The 16,752-nt window shown below is 59.8% G+C and carries 12 protein-coding genes; 9 read left to right on the top strand and 3 right to left on the bottom strand.

What is annotated here, in order from left to right:
* Positions 1-105 precede the first annotated feature (105 nt).
* The 3 genes from QQJ86_RS10945 (at position 106) to QQJ86_RS10935 (ending at position 5,411) form a co-directional block, all read left to right on the top strand.
* A complete protein-coding gene (locus QQJ86_RS10945; RefSeq protein WP_284320970.1) occupies positions 106-2,865 on the top strand; it encodes a TonB-dependent receptor in 2,760 nt (919 codons plus the stop codon).
* A 49-nt stretch (positions 2,866-2,914) separates the two neighbouring features.
* Positions 2,915-4,120 carry a phosphodiester glycosidase family protein gene (locus QQJ86_RS10940; RefSeq protein WP_284320969.1) on the top strand — a complete coding sequence of 402 codons (1,206 nt, stop codon included), beginning with the start codon at positions 2,915-2,917 and terminating at the stop codon, positions 4,118-4,120.
* Positions 4,121-4,313: 193 nt separating this feature from the next.
* Positions 4,314-5,411 (top strand): ROK family transcriptional regulator, encoded by a 1,098-nt coding sequence (locus QQJ86_RS10935; RefSeq protein WP_284321011.1) that lies wholly within the window; start codon positions 4,314-4,316, stop codon positions 5,409-5,411.
* Positions 5,412-5,609: 198 nt separating this feature from the next.
* Here QQJ86_RS10935 and QQJ86_RS10930 read toward each other — a convergent pair whose 3' ends face one another.
* The 3 genes from QQJ86_RS10930 to QQJ86_RS10920 all read right to left on the bottom strand — a co-directional run bounded on the left by QQJ86_RS10930 (position 5,610) and on the right by QQJ86_RS10920 (position 10,285).
* Positions 5,610-6,773 (bottom strand): transglycosylase SLT domain-containing protein, encoded by a 1,164-nt coding sequence (locus QQJ86_RS10930; RefSeq protein ID WP_284320968.1) that lies wholly within the window; start codon positions 6,771-6,773, stop codon positions 5,610-5,612.
* A gap of 212 nt (positions 6,774-6,985) precedes the next feature.
* Positions 6,986-9,343 carry a winged helix-turn-helix domain-containing protein gene (locus QQJ86_RS10925; RefSeq protein ID WP_284320967.1) on the bottom strand — a complete coding sequence of 786 codons (2,358 nt, stop codon included), beginning with the start codon at positions 9,341-9,343 and terminating at the stop codon, positions 6,986-6,988.
* A gap of 228 nt (positions 9,344-9,571) precedes the next feature.
* A complete protein-coding gene (locus QQJ86_RS10920; protein WP_284320966.1) occupies positions 9,572-10,285 on the bottom strand; it encodes an AraC family transcriptional regulator in 714 nt (237 codons plus the stop codon).
* A gap of 203 nt (positions 10,286-10,488) precedes the next feature.
* Between QQJ86_RS10920 and QQJ86_RS10915 the strand changes: the two genes are divergently transcribed.
* The 6 genes from QQJ86_RS10915 to QQJ86_RS10890 are packed head-to-tail and all read left to right on the top strand — an operon-like array spanning position 10,489 to position 16,529.
* Positions 10,489-11,433: a 4-hydroxyproline epimerase gene (locus tag QQJ86_RS10915; protein WP_284320965.1), complete on the top strand. Its 945-nt coding sequence runs from the start codon at positions 10,489-10,491 to the stop codon at positions 11,431-11,433.
* Positions 11,412-12,527, top strand: a complete 1,116-nt coding sequence (locus QQJ86_RS10910; RefSeq protein WP_284320964.1) for an NAD(P)/FAD-dependent oxidoreductase — start codon at positions 11,412-11,414, stop codon at positions 12,525-12,527. The genes QQJ86_RS10915 and QQJ86_RS10910 overlap by 22 nt, the downstream gene beginning before the upstream one ends.
* Entirely contained in the window at positions 12,524-12,766 is a 243-nt protein-coding gene (locus QQJ86_RS10905) for a (2Fe-2S)-binding protein (RefSeq protein ID WP_284320963.1), read from the top strand. Before QQJ86_RS10910 ends, QQJ86_RS10905 begins: the two co-directional genes overlap by 4 nt.
* Entirely contained in the window at positions 12,759-14,045 is a 1,287-nt protein-coding gene (locus QQJ86_RS10900) for an FAD-dependent oxidoreductase (protein WP_284320962.1), read from the top strand. The genes QQJ86_RS10905 and QQJ86_RS10900 overlap by 8 nt, the downstream gene beginning before the upstream one ends.
* Complete coding sequence (locus QQJ86_RS10895) at positions 14,042-14,947, top strand: dihydrodipicolinate synthase family protein (protein ID WP_284320961.1); 906 nt, start codon at positions 14,042-14,044, stop codon at positions 14,945-14,947. The genes QQJ86_RS10900 and QQJ86_RS10895 overlap by 4 nt, the downstream gene beginning before the upstream one ends.
* Position 14,948: 1 nt before the next feature.
* Positions 14,949-16,529, top strand: coding sequence for an aldehyde dehydrogenase family protein (locus QQJ86_RS10890; protein WP_284320960.1), 1,581 nt, complete (start codon positions 14,949-14,951; stop codon positions 16,527-16,529).
* The last annotated feature ends 223 nt before the right edge of the window (positions 16,530-16,752 follow it).

Here is a 16,752-nt window from a genome sequence, read left to right as displayed (position 1 = left end):
GTGATGCCGCGTGCCCTCTGTCAAATTTAATTCACACATAGTGATTAATTTGTACGGCACGCACGCCCACAGGGGGGCGCGACGCTTGAAGAGGAAACCGCTTTCATGAAGCACCAACCGAAGATGCGCGGCGGCAACGCACGCTACGTATCGCTTATTGCATTAACCAGCCTGACTTTGGCGATGGGCCAAGCCTTCGCACAGTCCACACCACCGCCCGTCAACAGCGTGGACTCCAACAAGCCCGACACCGCGAGCACAGCGGCCAAGACCTTGGATGCCATACAAGTCACTGGCAAAACACTGTCCGTGGAAAAAGCGATCGCCGAAAAGCGTTCGCTGTCGGTGATCTCCGATGGGATTTCCGCCGATGAAATCGGTTCGGTTCCAGATTTTGGTCTTGGCGAAGCCGTGCAGCGCATTCCCGGTGTGGCGATGACCATCAACAACGGGCGTGGCGAAGCGCAGTTCCTCAATCTGCGCGGCCTCAATCCCGACTACAACTCGGTGATGGTGGATGGTGTCGCCCTGCCCTCCACGGAAACCACCACGCGCAACGTATCGCTGGACGTGTTGCCCGCTTCACTTGCGCAACACGTCAGCGTCTACAAGGCCGTGACGGCCGACATGCCTGCCGATGCGATCGGTGGCGTGGTGAACCTGCGCACGCGCAGCGCCTTCGATCATCCCGGGTTATTCATATCGGGTCGCGCCGATTACGCACATTGGGACAATTCGCGTGTCGTTGCCCATTCTGGTCCATCCGGACAAATCGAGAATACGATCAGCGATACGTTCGGTAGCCAGCATCAATTCGGCTTCATTCTGTCGACCAGCTATTACCGTCGCGATTCGTCTTCGCTCGATACGGCGATGGATAGCGATGGGTATTACAACTACACCGGCGGCACGCAGAAGCTTTCCTCGCTGGGTCAGAACAAAGCAGGCACTGGCTCCACGCTGACGCCCAGCAACGACGTCGATGGCCTGGTGGCCGTTCCTGATCGTCACCGCTGGCTCACTTACGACAACGTGCGGCAACGCGAAGGCGTGCTCGGCAAGTTCGAGTACGACAACCATGAAAATCTGCAAGCACACGTCACCGGGGGTTTTTTCCAGCACGAAAACAATGAATTCCGCCGTTCGCAGTTCCTGGCACGCGTAGGTCCGGCCACACTCACTTCCGACACCACAGGCAGCTTCGCTAAAGGCGCAGCGCAGGTCGACTTCGATCATTACGATCAGGTTCGCCAGATCAAATATGTGGAACTCGGCAGCAGTTTCGAACCCGATGAACGCGACCAGCTCGACGTGACTGCCAACTACGCGGTCGGCAACTACAAGCAATCCACCCAGGAGGATGTCTTTACCAGCGCGACATCATCCAATCTCGGATTCAACTACGACGCCTCGCCCGGCAGCGTCGCGCTGTTCACACCGAGCAACGCGAGTTATTACATGAATCCGGCGAACTATCTGCAGACCAGCTATATGAATGCGCTCGAACGCAGCAAGTCGGGATTGGTCACACTGAAGGCTGACTTCAACCACAACTTGCAAGAAGATTCCGAAGGCTGGGGTTACAAAGCCGGCGTGCAGTACCGCAATCTGCAGCAACGTTACGATCTCAACCAGATCGGCTATGCCCCCACTTCGTCTGTGTCGCTTGGGACCATCGGCACGGAAGACACTTATTTCCAGCCCTACGATGGCAACGGCCAGAACATGCTGCTCATCGATCCAGCCAAGGTGACGCAGTACTTCCTGGATCACCCTAACCTTTACGCGCCAGTGGCTACCAACACGCGCACCAGCGCCATCAGCGATTTCAACATCAAGGAAGCCACTACCAGCGGCTACGCCATGACGGGTTATCGCCAGGGTGACTTCATGGGCATCGTCGGGTTGCGTTATGAAGACACGTCGCAAGACGTGCAAAACACGCAGCCGAATCCGATCAGCAGCCTCACTAACTTCGCCAAGCTCGACAATGTTCACCACTACGGCAAGTTGCTGCCTTCGGCGATCCTTGCCTACAACCTGGAACCTGATCTGATTTTGCGTGCAGGTGCAAACCAGACGTTGGCGCGTGCTTCGTATGCTGCGCTGGGACAGAACAGTGCACCCACCGTGAGCCTGGCCGGCAACACCATTTCGCAAACTATCAGCAATCCGAACCTGGTGCCGCGCAAGTCCACCAACTACGACTTGTCGCTGGAATGGTATCCGGCCAGCGACGCGATGTTTTCGCTTGCCGCATTCCAGAAACGTATCCAGCACGAAATCGTTAACCTGACGACCACCGCCTCCGAGGTTAATCCCGACGGCTTGACCGGCACGTACTTGGTAACAACCACCCAGGCGCAGAATGCCACCACCGCCAAAGTGAAGGGACTGGAGTTCGGCGCAACCAAATTGCATTTCGATTTTCTGCCGGGTGTGCTGAGCCATTTCGGCGCCAGCTTCAATGCCACTTTGCTGGACATGGATGGCCCAATGATTCGGATGAACGACGGCAGCCAGCGTCAATTGCCGATGCTGGTCGGCGCCGCCAAGCACCTCCTCAATGCGTCGCTGCTCTACAACCAGGGACCATTCAGCGCCCAGATCAGCGCGAATCACACCGGCAAGATGCCGATCAGTTTCGCCACGGACAATCCGGTGAACGACATCTATTACGCGCAAACGCAAACCTATGATGCACAGCTTCGCTACATCTACAACTCGCACGTCAGCTTCCTGCTGCAAGGCAAGAACCTCACCAACGCACGCCCCACTCGCGTGCTTGGCCCGGATCAGAGCTTGATCAAGGAACAACTGGACAATGGCCGCGCTTATTACGTGGGGGTCACCTATGTCCTTTAAGCTTCCTGTTCGCACTCTGCTGCATGCATGCGTAGCGACTGCCCTTGTGATGAGCACCACGCATGCAAGCGAATCGCAACCGACCACATCCGACGCATCTGCAAGCGTGATTCCCGTCGTAGCCAGTTCCACGTGCTGGGACATGCGACCCAACGACGTACTGGGCGCGCTGCAGCAATGCGCCCACAAGAAAATTCCATTCATGATCTTGTCTGTGCGCAAAGGCTCGGATGGCAACCTCTACGCCGCAACGAATTACGCAGATACACCGTGCCAGGCCAGCACAGACTGCGTGCCATTGGCCGATGCGCTAAGCGTGCAGCCCGCACCGCATCTGCTGCTGCAAGTTGCTCCATCCTTGCTGGATGAGGTGCAGGCGTTGATCCACAACGCTTCTGCAGAAGCACGCGTGCTGGTTCAACCCATGTTGCAGCGGCCCGAGGGCAACAACTCGCCCATCACGCTCCAGCCAGGCCTGCGCTATTGGCACCAGCACATAGCGCAACCGCGGCCGATGATGGTCCATGTTCTGGAGATCGATCTGGACACGCCGGGCCTCGCCTTTGTCGTCAACTCGGGCACACCGAAGGATGGCAACGAATTCGTTGCGGAAAAGACGACTGCATTTGTAGAGCGCGAACACCTGGATGCCGCCATCAATGCCACGTATTTCCGTCCATTCGATGGCGGGCATTTGCTGGATAAGGCATACGTACCCGCGCTCGGCCAAGGAGTAGTCGTGGATGGCGTGTCGATGGCGCATGGACACCTGGACTCGGATTACGCCAGTCCTGATCCGCGCTCGAACGGCGCCGTGTGCATCCACGCGCGTGACGTGCAGATCACCACTTCACATTGCCCCAGGCAAACCACAGATGCCGTCGGTGCAGGTCCCGTACTCATGATTCACGGCAAGGTGCTACCGCTGGAAAGCAAGCGTCACGATTACTACTACGACACCGAGCCGCGTACGGCCATTGCATTGGACAAGGCGCGGCGAAAGATGTGGTGGATTGTGGTGGATGGGCGTCAACCGCATTACAGCGAAGGCATGACGTTGCCCGAGCTGACTGAGCTGATGCGGCAACTGGGTGCGGATTCGGCCATCAATATGGACGGCGGCGGCTCGTCCACCATGGTGTTGCGGCAACAAGGCAAACTGGAGATCGCCAACAGCCCCATCCATACCGGCATTCCAGGTCGGGAACGCCCGGTAGGCAATCATTTGGGGCTGCGCATCGGGGTGTCCCCGTGACGTTCCCATCAACAATTTGCGCTAATGGATTGGCGACTTGGGACAACTGTGTCAACAAGTCGAAATGAGGATTTCGCAACGCACAGTGACATAATTGACCCATCGTTGAACTGCATAAGAGCCTATGTCGGCCCCCATTCCGTTTGCAGGCGAATTACATTCGGGTTTTCTACGCGGCGATGACGCCGAGGTCATGGTGTCCGCCAACGAGCGAGATCTTCTGGATCTCGTCCGCAAAAGCGGCACCACCACACGAGCAGAACTGGGACGCGCCACCGGCCTTACCGCGCAATCGGTGATGCGTCTGGTGGATGAACTCGTCGAGCGCGGTATGCTGCAATTCGGCGAAGCGGTGCCACAGGAAGGCCGCGGCAAGCCTGCCATGGCGGTTAGCCTGCGTGCCAACTATGCCTATGCAGTGGGCGTGTCGATTACCACCGATTCCATTGCATTGGCGTTGATGGACTTTGCTGGCAACGTACTCGCTCACCATAGCGAGCCGATGCCGGCGCTCAGCCGCGCCGCGTTGCTACGGCGCGTGCGTACGCTGGTCGAACGCCTGTTGCGCAAGGCTCGCGTCAATGAGCGCCGCCTGTTCGGCGTCGGCATCGGCATGACTGGCTTTTTCATCGGCGACGGTGCCAAGGTCAATCCGCCTTCGCCGCTGGACGAGCTCGCCCTGGTGGAACTGGATGCGCTTTTTGCCGATGCGCTAGATCATCCGGTATGGCTGGACAACGATGGCAGCGTTGCGGCCATCGGCGAAAGCCTGCACGGCCTTGGTCGCCACTATCGCGACTTTGCTTATTTCTATTTTGGCCACGGTTTCGGCGGCGGCGTGGTGATGAATGGCCGTTGCATACGTGGCGCCCACGGCAACACCGGCGAATTCGCCGGCATGCTGCCTCGGCTGGGACTGGAGCGCGCCGCACTGGAAACGCTGCGCACGCTGTTGAACGAGGATGGCTTGAGCCTGCCCGATATCCAATCGATGGTCGATAACTATGACCCGAGTTGGCCAGCCATCGAACAGTGGATCAAGCGCGTAACACCCGGCTTGTCGGTGATCACCTCGGCTGTTGTCGCCATTCTCGATCCGCAGGCCATCGTGTTCGGCGGAAGAATTCCGGAGGATCTCGCGAATCGGCTTATTCCACATATCGAGATCGACAACGTATCGCGGCGCGGCCACGCACGCCCTGTGCCTCGCATGATGTACGCGCAGACACCGTTCGATGCGGTGGCAACGGGTGCCGCCACGCTTCCGTTCAAGGAGTGCTTTTTCCGTTGACAGACGAGCGCTCTGCCTCAGCGACGCAAGACGTTAGCCTCTAAGCACCAGAGAGGTTTGCCGAAGCATTCACTTTACCTCATGGCCGTCATTCCCGCGAAAGCGGGAATCCACTTTGTTCTGATGCATGTTTGAAAATGGATTCCCGCTTTCGCGGGAATGACGGCCATGAGGGAATAATGGAAATAGGTGCGCCTGCTACCCACCCGATTGCGCGGTCTTTGTCGACGCCAATGCCACTGCACGCGATGGCGACCTTCCCATCGCCATCTTCAATTCCTTGTAAACGTTCAACACCAGCTCCCCGTAACCGCGCGCCAGCGTGGCGTCATGGCTGTGGTAGTAGCCGATGCGCAGCACTGGATCGCTGCTTTCGCCCATGGCCTTGCGCAGCAGGCGCGTGCCGATCTCGATGTTGCGCGCTGGATTGAGCAGCGCGATGGGATCGGGTTCGATGTCGCGATGCACCGGGTAATACACCTGCATGATGCCGACATCTTGCACCGGCACGGCCAGCAGATGCGCCAATTCAATGGCATGTTCCGTTTCTGCACGCGAGCCACTGTGCAGATGGCCATTGATGCGCACGATCCAGGGGCTGGGCGCCACGGAACCATCCGGCTGCGTGCCACGCGTTTCCACCAACGCCACGGCATAAATCAATACCGGATCGATGCGATAACGCGCACCAGCCTTGACCCACAGACTGCTCGGCGACGTGATGTCCAGATCGAAGCCACCGGTATGCACGGCGCGTGGTTCCGCTACGACGACGATGGTGCCATCACTGGCCAGGCCGAGTGTCGACGTCGAAGATTCCTTCGGTTTGGTAAGCGCCATTCGCCGCGCGGGCACGCTCACCACTGCGCCGGTCACGTCCGCAAACGAGACTGATGGCCGCACAGGTGCAGCCACGGCCAGCGGCTTCGTCACATTCGCTGGCCTTACCGCAAGCGGAGTGTTTGCACTCGCATGCCAGGCATGGATGCCGATCGCTACCGCGGCAGTGCCCGCTGCCAAGCCCAAACCGCTAATGATCGGCACACGATACATCTGCGCTTGCTGCTTGATGACAGGCAGCCAATGCGGCGTATCGAAGGATAGTTTTGCCTGCCACGACGGCAGTGCAGTCAAAGCACCCAGTCCGGATAGGCCCTTCGCAGTCTCTGCGGCGCGCCGATGGCGCTGCGTGATGCGTCGCTGCCGAGCCCATCCGCAAGGAGCTGCGATCAGAACCTTCTCGACGGGGCCGCCCAGTCGCCTAGCCCGAAACGCGGCCGGCGCACATAGATAGACCCGTTGCGTCACTTCTTGTCGACTCGGGGCGCCATTGCCGCGCATGACCGGTTCGCTTCCGCCCACGGGAAGCGCCTGACTTGTGCGTGGAAAGGGGTTCGCTTGCAGCAACAGCACCTATCGTCTTCCGTTTATCGCCGGCGGCAGAGTCCGCTAGACAAGCACAAATCGGGCCGAACTCCAAGCGCACAGAAGGCCAGAGTGACAGTCGAAGGATTGTGATGCGCCTTTGCGGCCCTCATCGGGCGCCCCTCCCAAAGGTGAAGAGGACGCAAAAATCAGAACGAAAACAACGTCGGCTCCGTGAGCTGCATGCGATCCCCCGCAAGCGTCTGCGCCTTATTGCGCTGTTTCTCCCACGCATCCATCTGCCCCAGTGCGCGATACGTGCACGCCTCCACCCACGCCGCACGCCAATCCACGTTGCTCCATGTCGAAAGCCGACCGCTGATCGCAACGGCTTGATCCACGTTGCCCGCACTCAACAAAGCCAACGCATAAGCTTGACCGACGCCGACGATGAGATCGGGCACGCCAAGCTTGTCCGCCTTGATCATAGCGAGCCGCAGTTGCTCCAGTGCTTGTTCGCGCCGTCCTTCGCTCCACGCTTGAGCAGCGTTGGCGCGCAGGACGAAAATGTCGGTCCAATCATCCAGTTCTTTGCGATGCCCCACCCAGGCTTGCAAAGTGGCCACCGTGTGTTTGAGTTCGTCGAGCTTGCCGGCACGCTGCAGGACATTGACCTTGGTAAGCATCGCCTCGGCGTAATCGCGCTGGTCGTCGTCCTGATCCAGTGCCGATCCCGTAAAGGCTTTTGCTATCCACGCCTGAGCCGCCTGAGTTTCGCCGCGCTCCAGGGCAAACCTGGCCAGCAATATATTCGCCCAAGCTGACAGGATCGGATCATCGTCAGGCTTCGGCTGCGCATTCAACTGCTGCAGCAAAGTGCTTGCATCCGACGTACGGCCACTATCGGCCAGCGCCAACGCACGCAGTATGACGAGTTCGCTGCGCACGTTGTCGTCGCAAAACTCCATGTTTTTTTCGTCGAACGGCCAGTAGCGGTCGCTGGCTTCGAGTTCGTCGGCATACTGCAACAGCATCTTGTGCGACATGATCAGGCCCTGCAGCGGTGTGGAAAGAAGCTGCCGCATGCCCATGCGCTGGTAGTGTTCGTACGCGCTCTGTTCCAGGGAAAGCGCTTGGTCAAATTGCCCGCGCCGCATGGCGATCTCCCCCATGGCGGTATCCACTTTCGCCTGCCCCACGGTATCGCCTGCGAGCTTGTAGTTGATGCGGGCAAGACCGAGATCAGCGGTGGCTTCGTCCGGCTTGCCGTCGAAGAACTCCAGATGCGATCGATCGAGGTATGCCAGGGCCAGGGCCTCGTTGTCCTTCCGCGCCTGTAGAAGACGCACCGCCTCGGTCAATGCAGCTTCACCCTCGGCAAACTGATGTTTGCGATAGTAGATATACCAAAGCGACGTAAGCACCCTTCCCCGAAGCAACGGTTGCTTGTCCGCGGGCAACTGCTTGAGCAGATCATTCAACGCTCGTTCGCAGGGCTCCAGCTTTCCTTCGTCGCAATGAAAGTCGGCTTGGATGACGGCAAATTCGGGCGTTTCGCGCACATCGGGTGGCGCCTTGTCGATCAGTTCATGCGCAAGATCGGGGTGCCCGGCAAGCTGCGCAGCTTCGACACGCAATAGATATTCCTGCCGCGAAGTGCCGGAACCCGGCTTGGATTCTCCACCGAAGCCAAGCTGTGCCAAGAGCAGATCGCTCGCCGCACGTGCGGCGCTCAAGACATTGGCGGAAGACGATTCTGCCTGCCAGATGCGCCCTTCGCGGCTCTTTGCATCCAGATGAACATGCCACGTATTGTCGGACAACGTCACGTTCGGCGTGACAACTAGCGCAAACGAGGAAAGCTTGGCGCCGCCTTCCGCATCGGCCCGATTGAGCAGGTTGAGCACGTTGCGACTGTTCTCCGTCGGAACATTGGCTTCCCGCAATCGGCTTGAGAGCATGTCCATCAAGCCAAGGCGCAGCCAGCTCCAATCTGCTGATGCATTCACCACGGCAGGCAACACGATGGCCGTGCCCTGCTCGAAATGCATGGCGGTCGCGGCGGGCTTGGCTTGATGGAACTGCCAACCCCAGTAGGCAACCGCCAAGCCGAGTGTGGCCAGCAAAGCCACCAGAAGGGGGCGACGAACCTGTTTGCTGCGCAAAGGCTTCAACGTCGTAGCTTCACTAATCGCTTCAACGTTGGACGTTGGCGACTGTGCGGCAGCCTGCTTGGTAGAACCCTGGGACACGACCTGCGTATCCAGCATCCAACGATAGCCGACACGTGGCACGGTTTTTATACAACGCTGCTCGTTGCCGGCATCACCCAATGAACGCCGCAAGCGCACGATGGTCTGCGCGAGCAGATTGTCGCTGACGTCGTCACGTCCCCACACCGCTGAAATCAGTTCGTCCTTGCCGACCGGACGTTCTCGATGCTCGATCAGATACACCAGACAATCGAAGGCGCTCGCTGCAAGCGCAATCGATTCACCGTTCCGACTCAACTCCCGTGCGAGGGGATTAAGGCAGAAATCGTCGAAATAGAAAACTGAATTCCCCATGCACGGATTTTATCACCCACCTACACATATTCCTTTCGTTTCAAACGGCTTGGACGCGATTTATGGGACCTCACTCACTACCCGACAAATATCGCAACGCCATCGTGGAATATCGCAAATGCAGACGAAGCGGCGTTATGAAAGGCCCACTGCTTTCGCATGACGAAATGATGACGTGTGCGTCGTTGTTCGTTGGGTTACCCCGGACTTGATCCGGGGTAACCCAACCTACGAGTCGCCCTCGTTGACTTTCGCGATCGACCGATACACCCGCGGCGACATGCCCACCGTTGCCTTGAATTGGCGCGCGAATGCACTCTGATCGACAAAACCGCACGCCATGCTGATCGATGCGACCGTTTCGTCCGTGTGCAATAACCGCATCGCAGCTTCGATACGCAACTTGGTCAGCAATTGCTGCGGTGTGAGCTGAAACACGCGACGGAAGTGCCGCTCGAGTTGCGCGATGGAAAGTCCGGCCAAATCAGCCAGCGCCTGTACACGGATTCCCTCGGCGTAGTTCTCCTGCATGTAGGTCAGCACACGCCTCAGGCGGTCATAGATGGGATGCTTGCCATCGGGAATACCCAGATCGCGCGAGATGCCGATCAAGCCTTGAATTTTCCCACGCGAACGCAGCGGCCGTTTGCAGGTCAGACACCAGCCGGGAACGCGGTTGGCGAAGATGTGCACTTCCAGTTGGTCTTCAATAATTTCGCCGGCCAGCACGCGCCGATCTTGTGCTGCGTAGGAGCCGCCCATGGTGGCGGGAAAAAGTTCGGTGACGGATCTGCCGATCACCTCGCTGCGTTGCTTCAAGCCGAGCCGGCGCACCAAGGTAAGATTGGCGTGGGTATATCGCCCAAGCGTGTCCTTGACGAAGAACACCACATCCGGCAATGCGTCGAACAAGCGTTCCAGTTCATCGGCGGAAATCTTCATAAGACGGATGACTGCAGCGAGGCACTGAGATGTCTGCAAAAGCCACGACCATGGCCTCTCAGGCCAAGTCGCCACGGCATTTAGCCGCCGCTGAACGCTTCCCGCTCGCTGGCGGCACCATGCACCCGACTATGCCGAATTCCGCATACAAGGTCCATAAGCTTTACTAGACGCTTACGGCATGTGAAGACGAAGATGCCAGCATGCATACCATCGACTTCATCGACTCACATACGGGCGGCGAACCTACCCGGGTTGTGCTGACGGGTTTCCCGGATCTCGGCAACGGCTCGCTGGCCGAGCGCCGCGAATTGTTCCGTACCCGCTACGACCGTTGGCGCCAGGCGATCGCCTGTGAACCGCGTGGCTCTGACACCATGGTGGGCGCGCTGTTGCTGCCGCCAACCGATCCGTCCGCCTGCGCCGGGGTGATCTACTTCAATAACGTGGGTTATCTCGGCATGTGCGGTCACGGCACCATTGGCTTGATTCGCACGCTGCACTACCTCGGGCGCATCACGCCTGGCAAGCACCGCTTGGAAACACCGGTGGGCATGGTGGGCATCGAACTGCATGCGGATGGCCGCGTGGCGATCGACAACGTGGAAAGCTATCGTCACGCCAAAGATGTAGTGTTGGATGTGCCGGGCTACGGCACGGTGACCGGCGACATCGCCTGGGGCGGCAACTGGTTCTTCATCAGCAACGATAGTCCTCTTCCGCTCACCTTGGCCAACCAACGTGCGTTGACGGTGTATACCGAAGCGATTCGCCTTGCGCTCGAAGCGGAAAACATCCGCGGTGCCGACAACGGCGAGATTGACCATATCGAAATCAATGCGCCTTCTCCGCAAGCCGATGCCGACGCGCGCAATTTTGTGCTGTGCCCCGGGCTGGCCTACGACCGCTCGCCCTGCGGCACCGGTACCAGCGCAAAAGTGGCTTGCCTGGCTGCCGACGGCAAACTTGCGTCGGGACAAGTGTGGCGCCAAGGCGGCATTCTCGGCAGTGTGTTTGAAGCGCAATACACGGCGGGCTCGCGCGGCGTACTTCCGCGCATCACCGGCAGCGCACACATCACCGCGCAAGGCCAATTACTGATCGACGCCGAAGACGATCCGCTGGCATGGGGTATCGGCAACGCGTGAAGAGTTACGACCTGATCATCGTCGGCGCAGGCATCGTTGGCACAGCCTGCGCGGACTACGCCAGCCAGGAGGGCCTGCGCGTGGCGATCGTCGAGCCTGGTCCCATCGGCGGCGGGGCCACCGCAGCGGCCATGGGCCATCTTGTCGCGATGGATGACGATCCCGCCGAACTGGCGCTCTCGCATTACTCGCTGAATTTGTGGGAAAGCTTCACCGGTGTGGAGCAGATCGAATACAGCCGATGCGGCACGTTGTGGGTGGCCAGCAACGAAGCGGAGTTCGCGCGAATTCCAGAAAAACTGGCGCGTCTCGCAGCAACGGGTGTGCAGGCTGAGCTGATCGATCGCGAACAACTTTATCGACTGGAACCGCATCTCGCACCCGACTTGTGCGGCGGCATGCGCGTGTCGCGCGAAGCCGTCGTTTATCCGCCCGGCATGGCACATCATCTGCTCAATCGAGCCCGTGCGCGCGGCGCCGAATTGCATACCAACCGTGTCATCGCCATCACTCATCACGGCGTGCAGTTGGCGGATCAAACGCATCTCGCAGGCACAGTGCTGGTCGCCACCGGTTGTGCATTGCCCGAGCTGTTGCCGCAGTTGCCGATACGCGGCCGCAAAGGCCATCTGGTGATCACCGATCGTTACCCTGGCGTCGTGCATCATCAGTTGCTGGAATTGGGCTATGCGGACAGTGCGCACGGCCATGACGACAGCAGCGTCGCCTTCAACGTACAGCCGCGGCCAACTGGACAGATTCTTATCGGTTCTTCGCGCGAATACGGCAGCGATACGCCGGATGTTTCCATGCCGATGGTCCGACGCATGCTGGAGCGAACGTTCCGTTTTCTGCCTCGCCTGCGTCAGCTCGATGCATTGCGTATCTGGACCGGCTTTCGCCCCGTGAGCGTGGATGGCTTGCCTTATCTGGGTAACGTGCCAGGGCAATCGAACGTGTGGGTCGCCGCTGGCCACGAAGGTTTGGGCATCACCACGTCGCTGGGCAGCGCGCGGTTGGTGATCGATCAATGGCTGGGGCGGGCAACGGCGATTGATGCGCGTCCTTACGATCCCGCGCGGGTGGCTGCATGAGCACGGTGCGTATCGAGATCGATGGCGAAACGCTCGACGTGCCGGCTGGCATCACCGTGGCCGCCGCCATCGCGCGAGTGGAGCGCCCATTCCGCCGCTCTGTGAAAGGCCATGCGCGTGCACCGTTTTGCGGCATGGGTATCTGTTTCGAGTGCCGCGTGCGCATCAACGGCGTTGCACAACAACGCGCTTGCATGATCGCCGTGCACGAAGGCATGCAGGTGGTTACCGATGACTGAGCACTACGACGTTGTCATTGTCGGTGCCGGCCCCGCGGGATTGGCCGCTGCCGAAGCCGCGCTTGCGCACGGTGCGCGTGTGGCATGGCTGGACGCACAAGCCACGGCCGGTGGCCAAGTGTGGCGCCGGGATGTCGAGCATGGTTGGCCGCCTCGTGCGCAGCGCGTGATCGAATACGTCACCCAGCATGCGAACGCAACATGGATGCCACAGACGCAAGTCGTCACCGCGGAAGCAAGCGAACTGTTACTGCAAAACGAATCCCGTGCATGGCGTATCAGCTACGACGCACTGGTCCTCGCCACCGGCGCGCGCGAACTGCTGCTGCCGTTTCCTGGCTGGACGTTACCCGGCGTGACTGGCGCAGGCGGTTTACAAGCGCTGGCGAAACAGGGCTGGCCGCTGGCGGGACGTCGCGTGGTGATCGCCGGCAGTGGTCCGCTACTGCTGGCAGTGGCGGCAACCGCAAAGCGACACGGTGCGCACGTACTAGGTATCTACGAGCAAGCCAGTGCCGCCACAGTGCATAACTTTGCGCAGAAGCTATGGCGCTGGCCCGGTAAAGCCTTGCAGGCCGTGTCGCTGCGCGCACGACTGGCAGGCATTCCCTATCGTTGCGGCAGCATCGTGACGCGTGCATTGGGCGACAGCACGCTGCAGTTGATTGAAGTGGATGGCCCACGCGGCGTCGAACGCTTCGAATGCGATCAGCTCGCCGTGGGTTATGGCCTGGTACCAAACGTGGAGCTGGCCCATGCGCTCGGTTGCGCCATGAAATACGAAGGCGCGCATCCTTGCATCGAGGTCGATGCCATGCAGTGCACTAGCGTTCCGCATATCTATGCTGCTGGCGAAGTCTGCGGTATCGGCGGACACGACTGCGCTTGGTTGGAAGGCCGCATTGCAGGCCTCGCCGCCACCAACGCCTCGATCGGTGCATCGCTCTTGCGCAAGCAACATCATGCACGCACCTTCGCGGCAGCGTTGCGCGAATACTTCGCGCTCGATCCGTATATCCACGATCTATCCGAACCTGACACGTTGATCTGTCGCTGTGAAGACGTTCCGCTGCGCGCGTTGGAAGACTACGACGACGCACGCAATGCCAAGCTTGCCACGCGCTGCGGCATGGGCGCTTGCCAGGGCCGCGTGTGCGGTACGGCGCTCGCAGAACTGGGCCGTTTTCCACGCAGCGGTCTACGCCCTCCCCTGTTTCCGACCCGGCTCGCCACGCTGGGTGAACTCCATTCCTCCTGTAGCCAAGGATCCATCCCATGAGCAACGCATCCATGTGGCACGGCGTACTGCCCGCCATCACCACTCCGTTTACCGCCGACGACCAAGTCGATCATGCTTTTCTTGCCAAACACGCGAAGCACCTTATCGATGCAGGTTGCCGTGGCATCGTGCCGCTGGGTTCGCTGGGCGAAGCGGCCACACTGAGTTTCGAGGAGAAGCTCGACATTCTGCGCACGCTGGTGAAAGCACTGGAAGGCCGCGCGCCGGTGATTCCCGGCATCGCCGCGCTTTCCACGCGCGAAGCCGTGAAGCTGGCGAAAGAAGCGAAAGCCCTTGGCTGCGGCGGCCTGATGGTGTTGCCGCCCTATGTGTATTCGACCGATTGGCGCGAGATGGGTGCGCACGTGCGTGCAGTGATCAGCGCCACCGATCTTCCGTGCATGCTTTATAACAACCCTGTGGCCTATAAGACCGATTTCGCACCGGCGCAGATCGCCGAACTGGCTGCGGAATTTCCGAATCTGCAAGCGGTGAAAGAATCGTCCGCCGACGTGCGCCGCTTTGCCGGCATTCGCGCCTTACTTGGCGATCGCCTGCAACTGCTGGTGGGTATGGACGATGCGATCGTCGAAGGCGCAGCAATGGGTGCGGTGGGCTGGATCGCTGGTCTGGTAAACGCGTATCCGAAAGAATCGGTGAAACTGTTCGAACTCGCACGCGACGGCGGACCGAAGGCAGCCGAAACGCTGTACAACTGGTTCCTGCCGCTGTTGCGCCTCGACACCGTGCCAACCTTCGTGCAACTGATCAAGCTGGTGCAGGAGAAAACCGGCATGGGCAGCGAACGCGTACGCGCACCGCGTCTGCCGGTGGCGGGTACTGAACGTGAGCACGCGCTCAAGATCATCGATCACGCCATCGCGACTCTACCGGCAGTTTGATATGAGCATGCTCGAGCAAGTGCTTGTCGGCGGCCAATGGTGCGCATCGCTGGATGCGCAAGCTGGCTTTCGCGCGGAAGATCCTGTTCGCGCGGAAGCCATTGGTCCCACATTTCCGATCAGTGGCGCCGCGGATGTCGAGGCGGCCATGCGCGCCGCGATAGACGTTGCGGATGCGTTGAGCGCTGCACCGCCCACACAGATCGCCGATTTCCTGGAACGCTACGCGGCCGCGATTGAGGCTGATGCCGATCGTCTGGTGGCCTTGGCGCATGCGGAAACCGCATTGCCTGTGGAACCGCGCTTGCGCACGGTGGAGTTGCCGCGCACCAGCAATCAGCTGCGCCTCGCCGCAAAGGCTGTGCGCGAATACGCCTGGACTGATCCGGTGATCGACACGCAAGGCGGATTGCGCGCGCATCGCGCACCGCTCAGCAAACCGGTGCTGGTGTTCGGGCCTAACAACTTCCCGTTCGCTTTCAATGCCATCGCCGGCAGCGATTTTGCATCGGCCATTGCTGCTCGTAATCCGGTGATTGCCAAGGCGCATCCCTCGCATCCGGCCACCAGTCAGCGACTGGCGCAGCTTGCGCATGCTGCGCTGCTTGAAGCGGGATTGCCGGCCACGGCGGTGCAAATGCTGTATCACTTCGACAATGCACTTGGCTTGGCATGGGCGGGTGATTCTCGATTGGGCGCGATCGGTTTCACCGGCAGCCGCGCCGGTGGTCTCGCGCTCAAAGCGGCAGCCGATAAAGTTGGCGTTCCCATCTATGCGGAACTGTCGAGCGTCAATCCTGTTTTTCTGCTTCCTGGCGCGTTAGCCGAACGCGGCGATGCATTGGCGCAGGAATTCTTCACTTCATGCACCATGGGAAGCGGCCAGTTCTGCACCAATCCCGGCATCGTGATTGTGCCCAAGGGTGAACAGGGCGATGCCTTCGTCGGTGCAACCACGCAACTGTTCGCCAAGGCGGAACCCAAGGTGTTGTTCTCCCGCGGCGTGCAGCAAAATCTTGCGCGCGCTATAGCCGGCCTATGCGCAGCGGGTGCGGAGCTGCTTGTCGGTGGCAACGCGGGCGAAGGTTATCGATTCCAGCCCACCTTGCTTGGTGTGGATGGCGAAGTGTTCCTGGCGCACGCGGAAAGTTTGCAGGCCGAAGCATTCGGCCCGGTCAGCCTGATCGTCCGCGCGGAAGATCTGACGGCTATGCAACGTATTGCCGCGTCATTTGAAGGCAATCTCACCGGCACGATTTATCGCCCCGCTGATGGCAGCGACGATGCGTCGTGGCAAGCGATCGCGCCGATATTGCGCAACAAGATCGGTCGATTGATCGCCAACAAGATGCCAACCGGTGTTGCTGTAAGCGCGGCGATGAATCACGGCGGTCCGTATCCCAGCACCAGTCATCCTGGTTTTACGGCGGTGGGCATGCCGGCTGCGATTCGCCGCTTCACCGCGTTGCACAGCTACGACAACGTGCCTGAAGCACTGTTGCCGCAGGAGTTGCGCAATCGTAATCCTGGTGCCGTGCAGCGCATGGTGGACGGGCGGTGGACGGATGGTGATCTTGCGTAGCGCGAAACGCCTCCCTCTCCCTAAGGGCATAGGTATCTACACATTTATTGTGAGGTTCAAACCTTCCTCACCGTCATCCCAGCGAAAGCTGGGATCCAGCGCCTTTCAGCCTCGCTTAGACACATCGAAAAACCAAAGTCACTGGATCCCAGCTTTCGCTGGGATGACGACTAGGTACATTGGGGCTTCTGGAAAGTTGTGCAGATGCCGAAGTCCGAAGGGA

It is taken from the genome of Dyella acidisoli, from assembly GCF_030160295.1.
GTDB lineage: Bacteria > Pseudomonadota > Gammaproteobacteria > Xanthomonadales > Rhodanobacteraceae > Dyella_B > Dyella_B acidisoli.
This window is presented reverse-complemented; position numbering and strand designations above follow the sequence as displayed.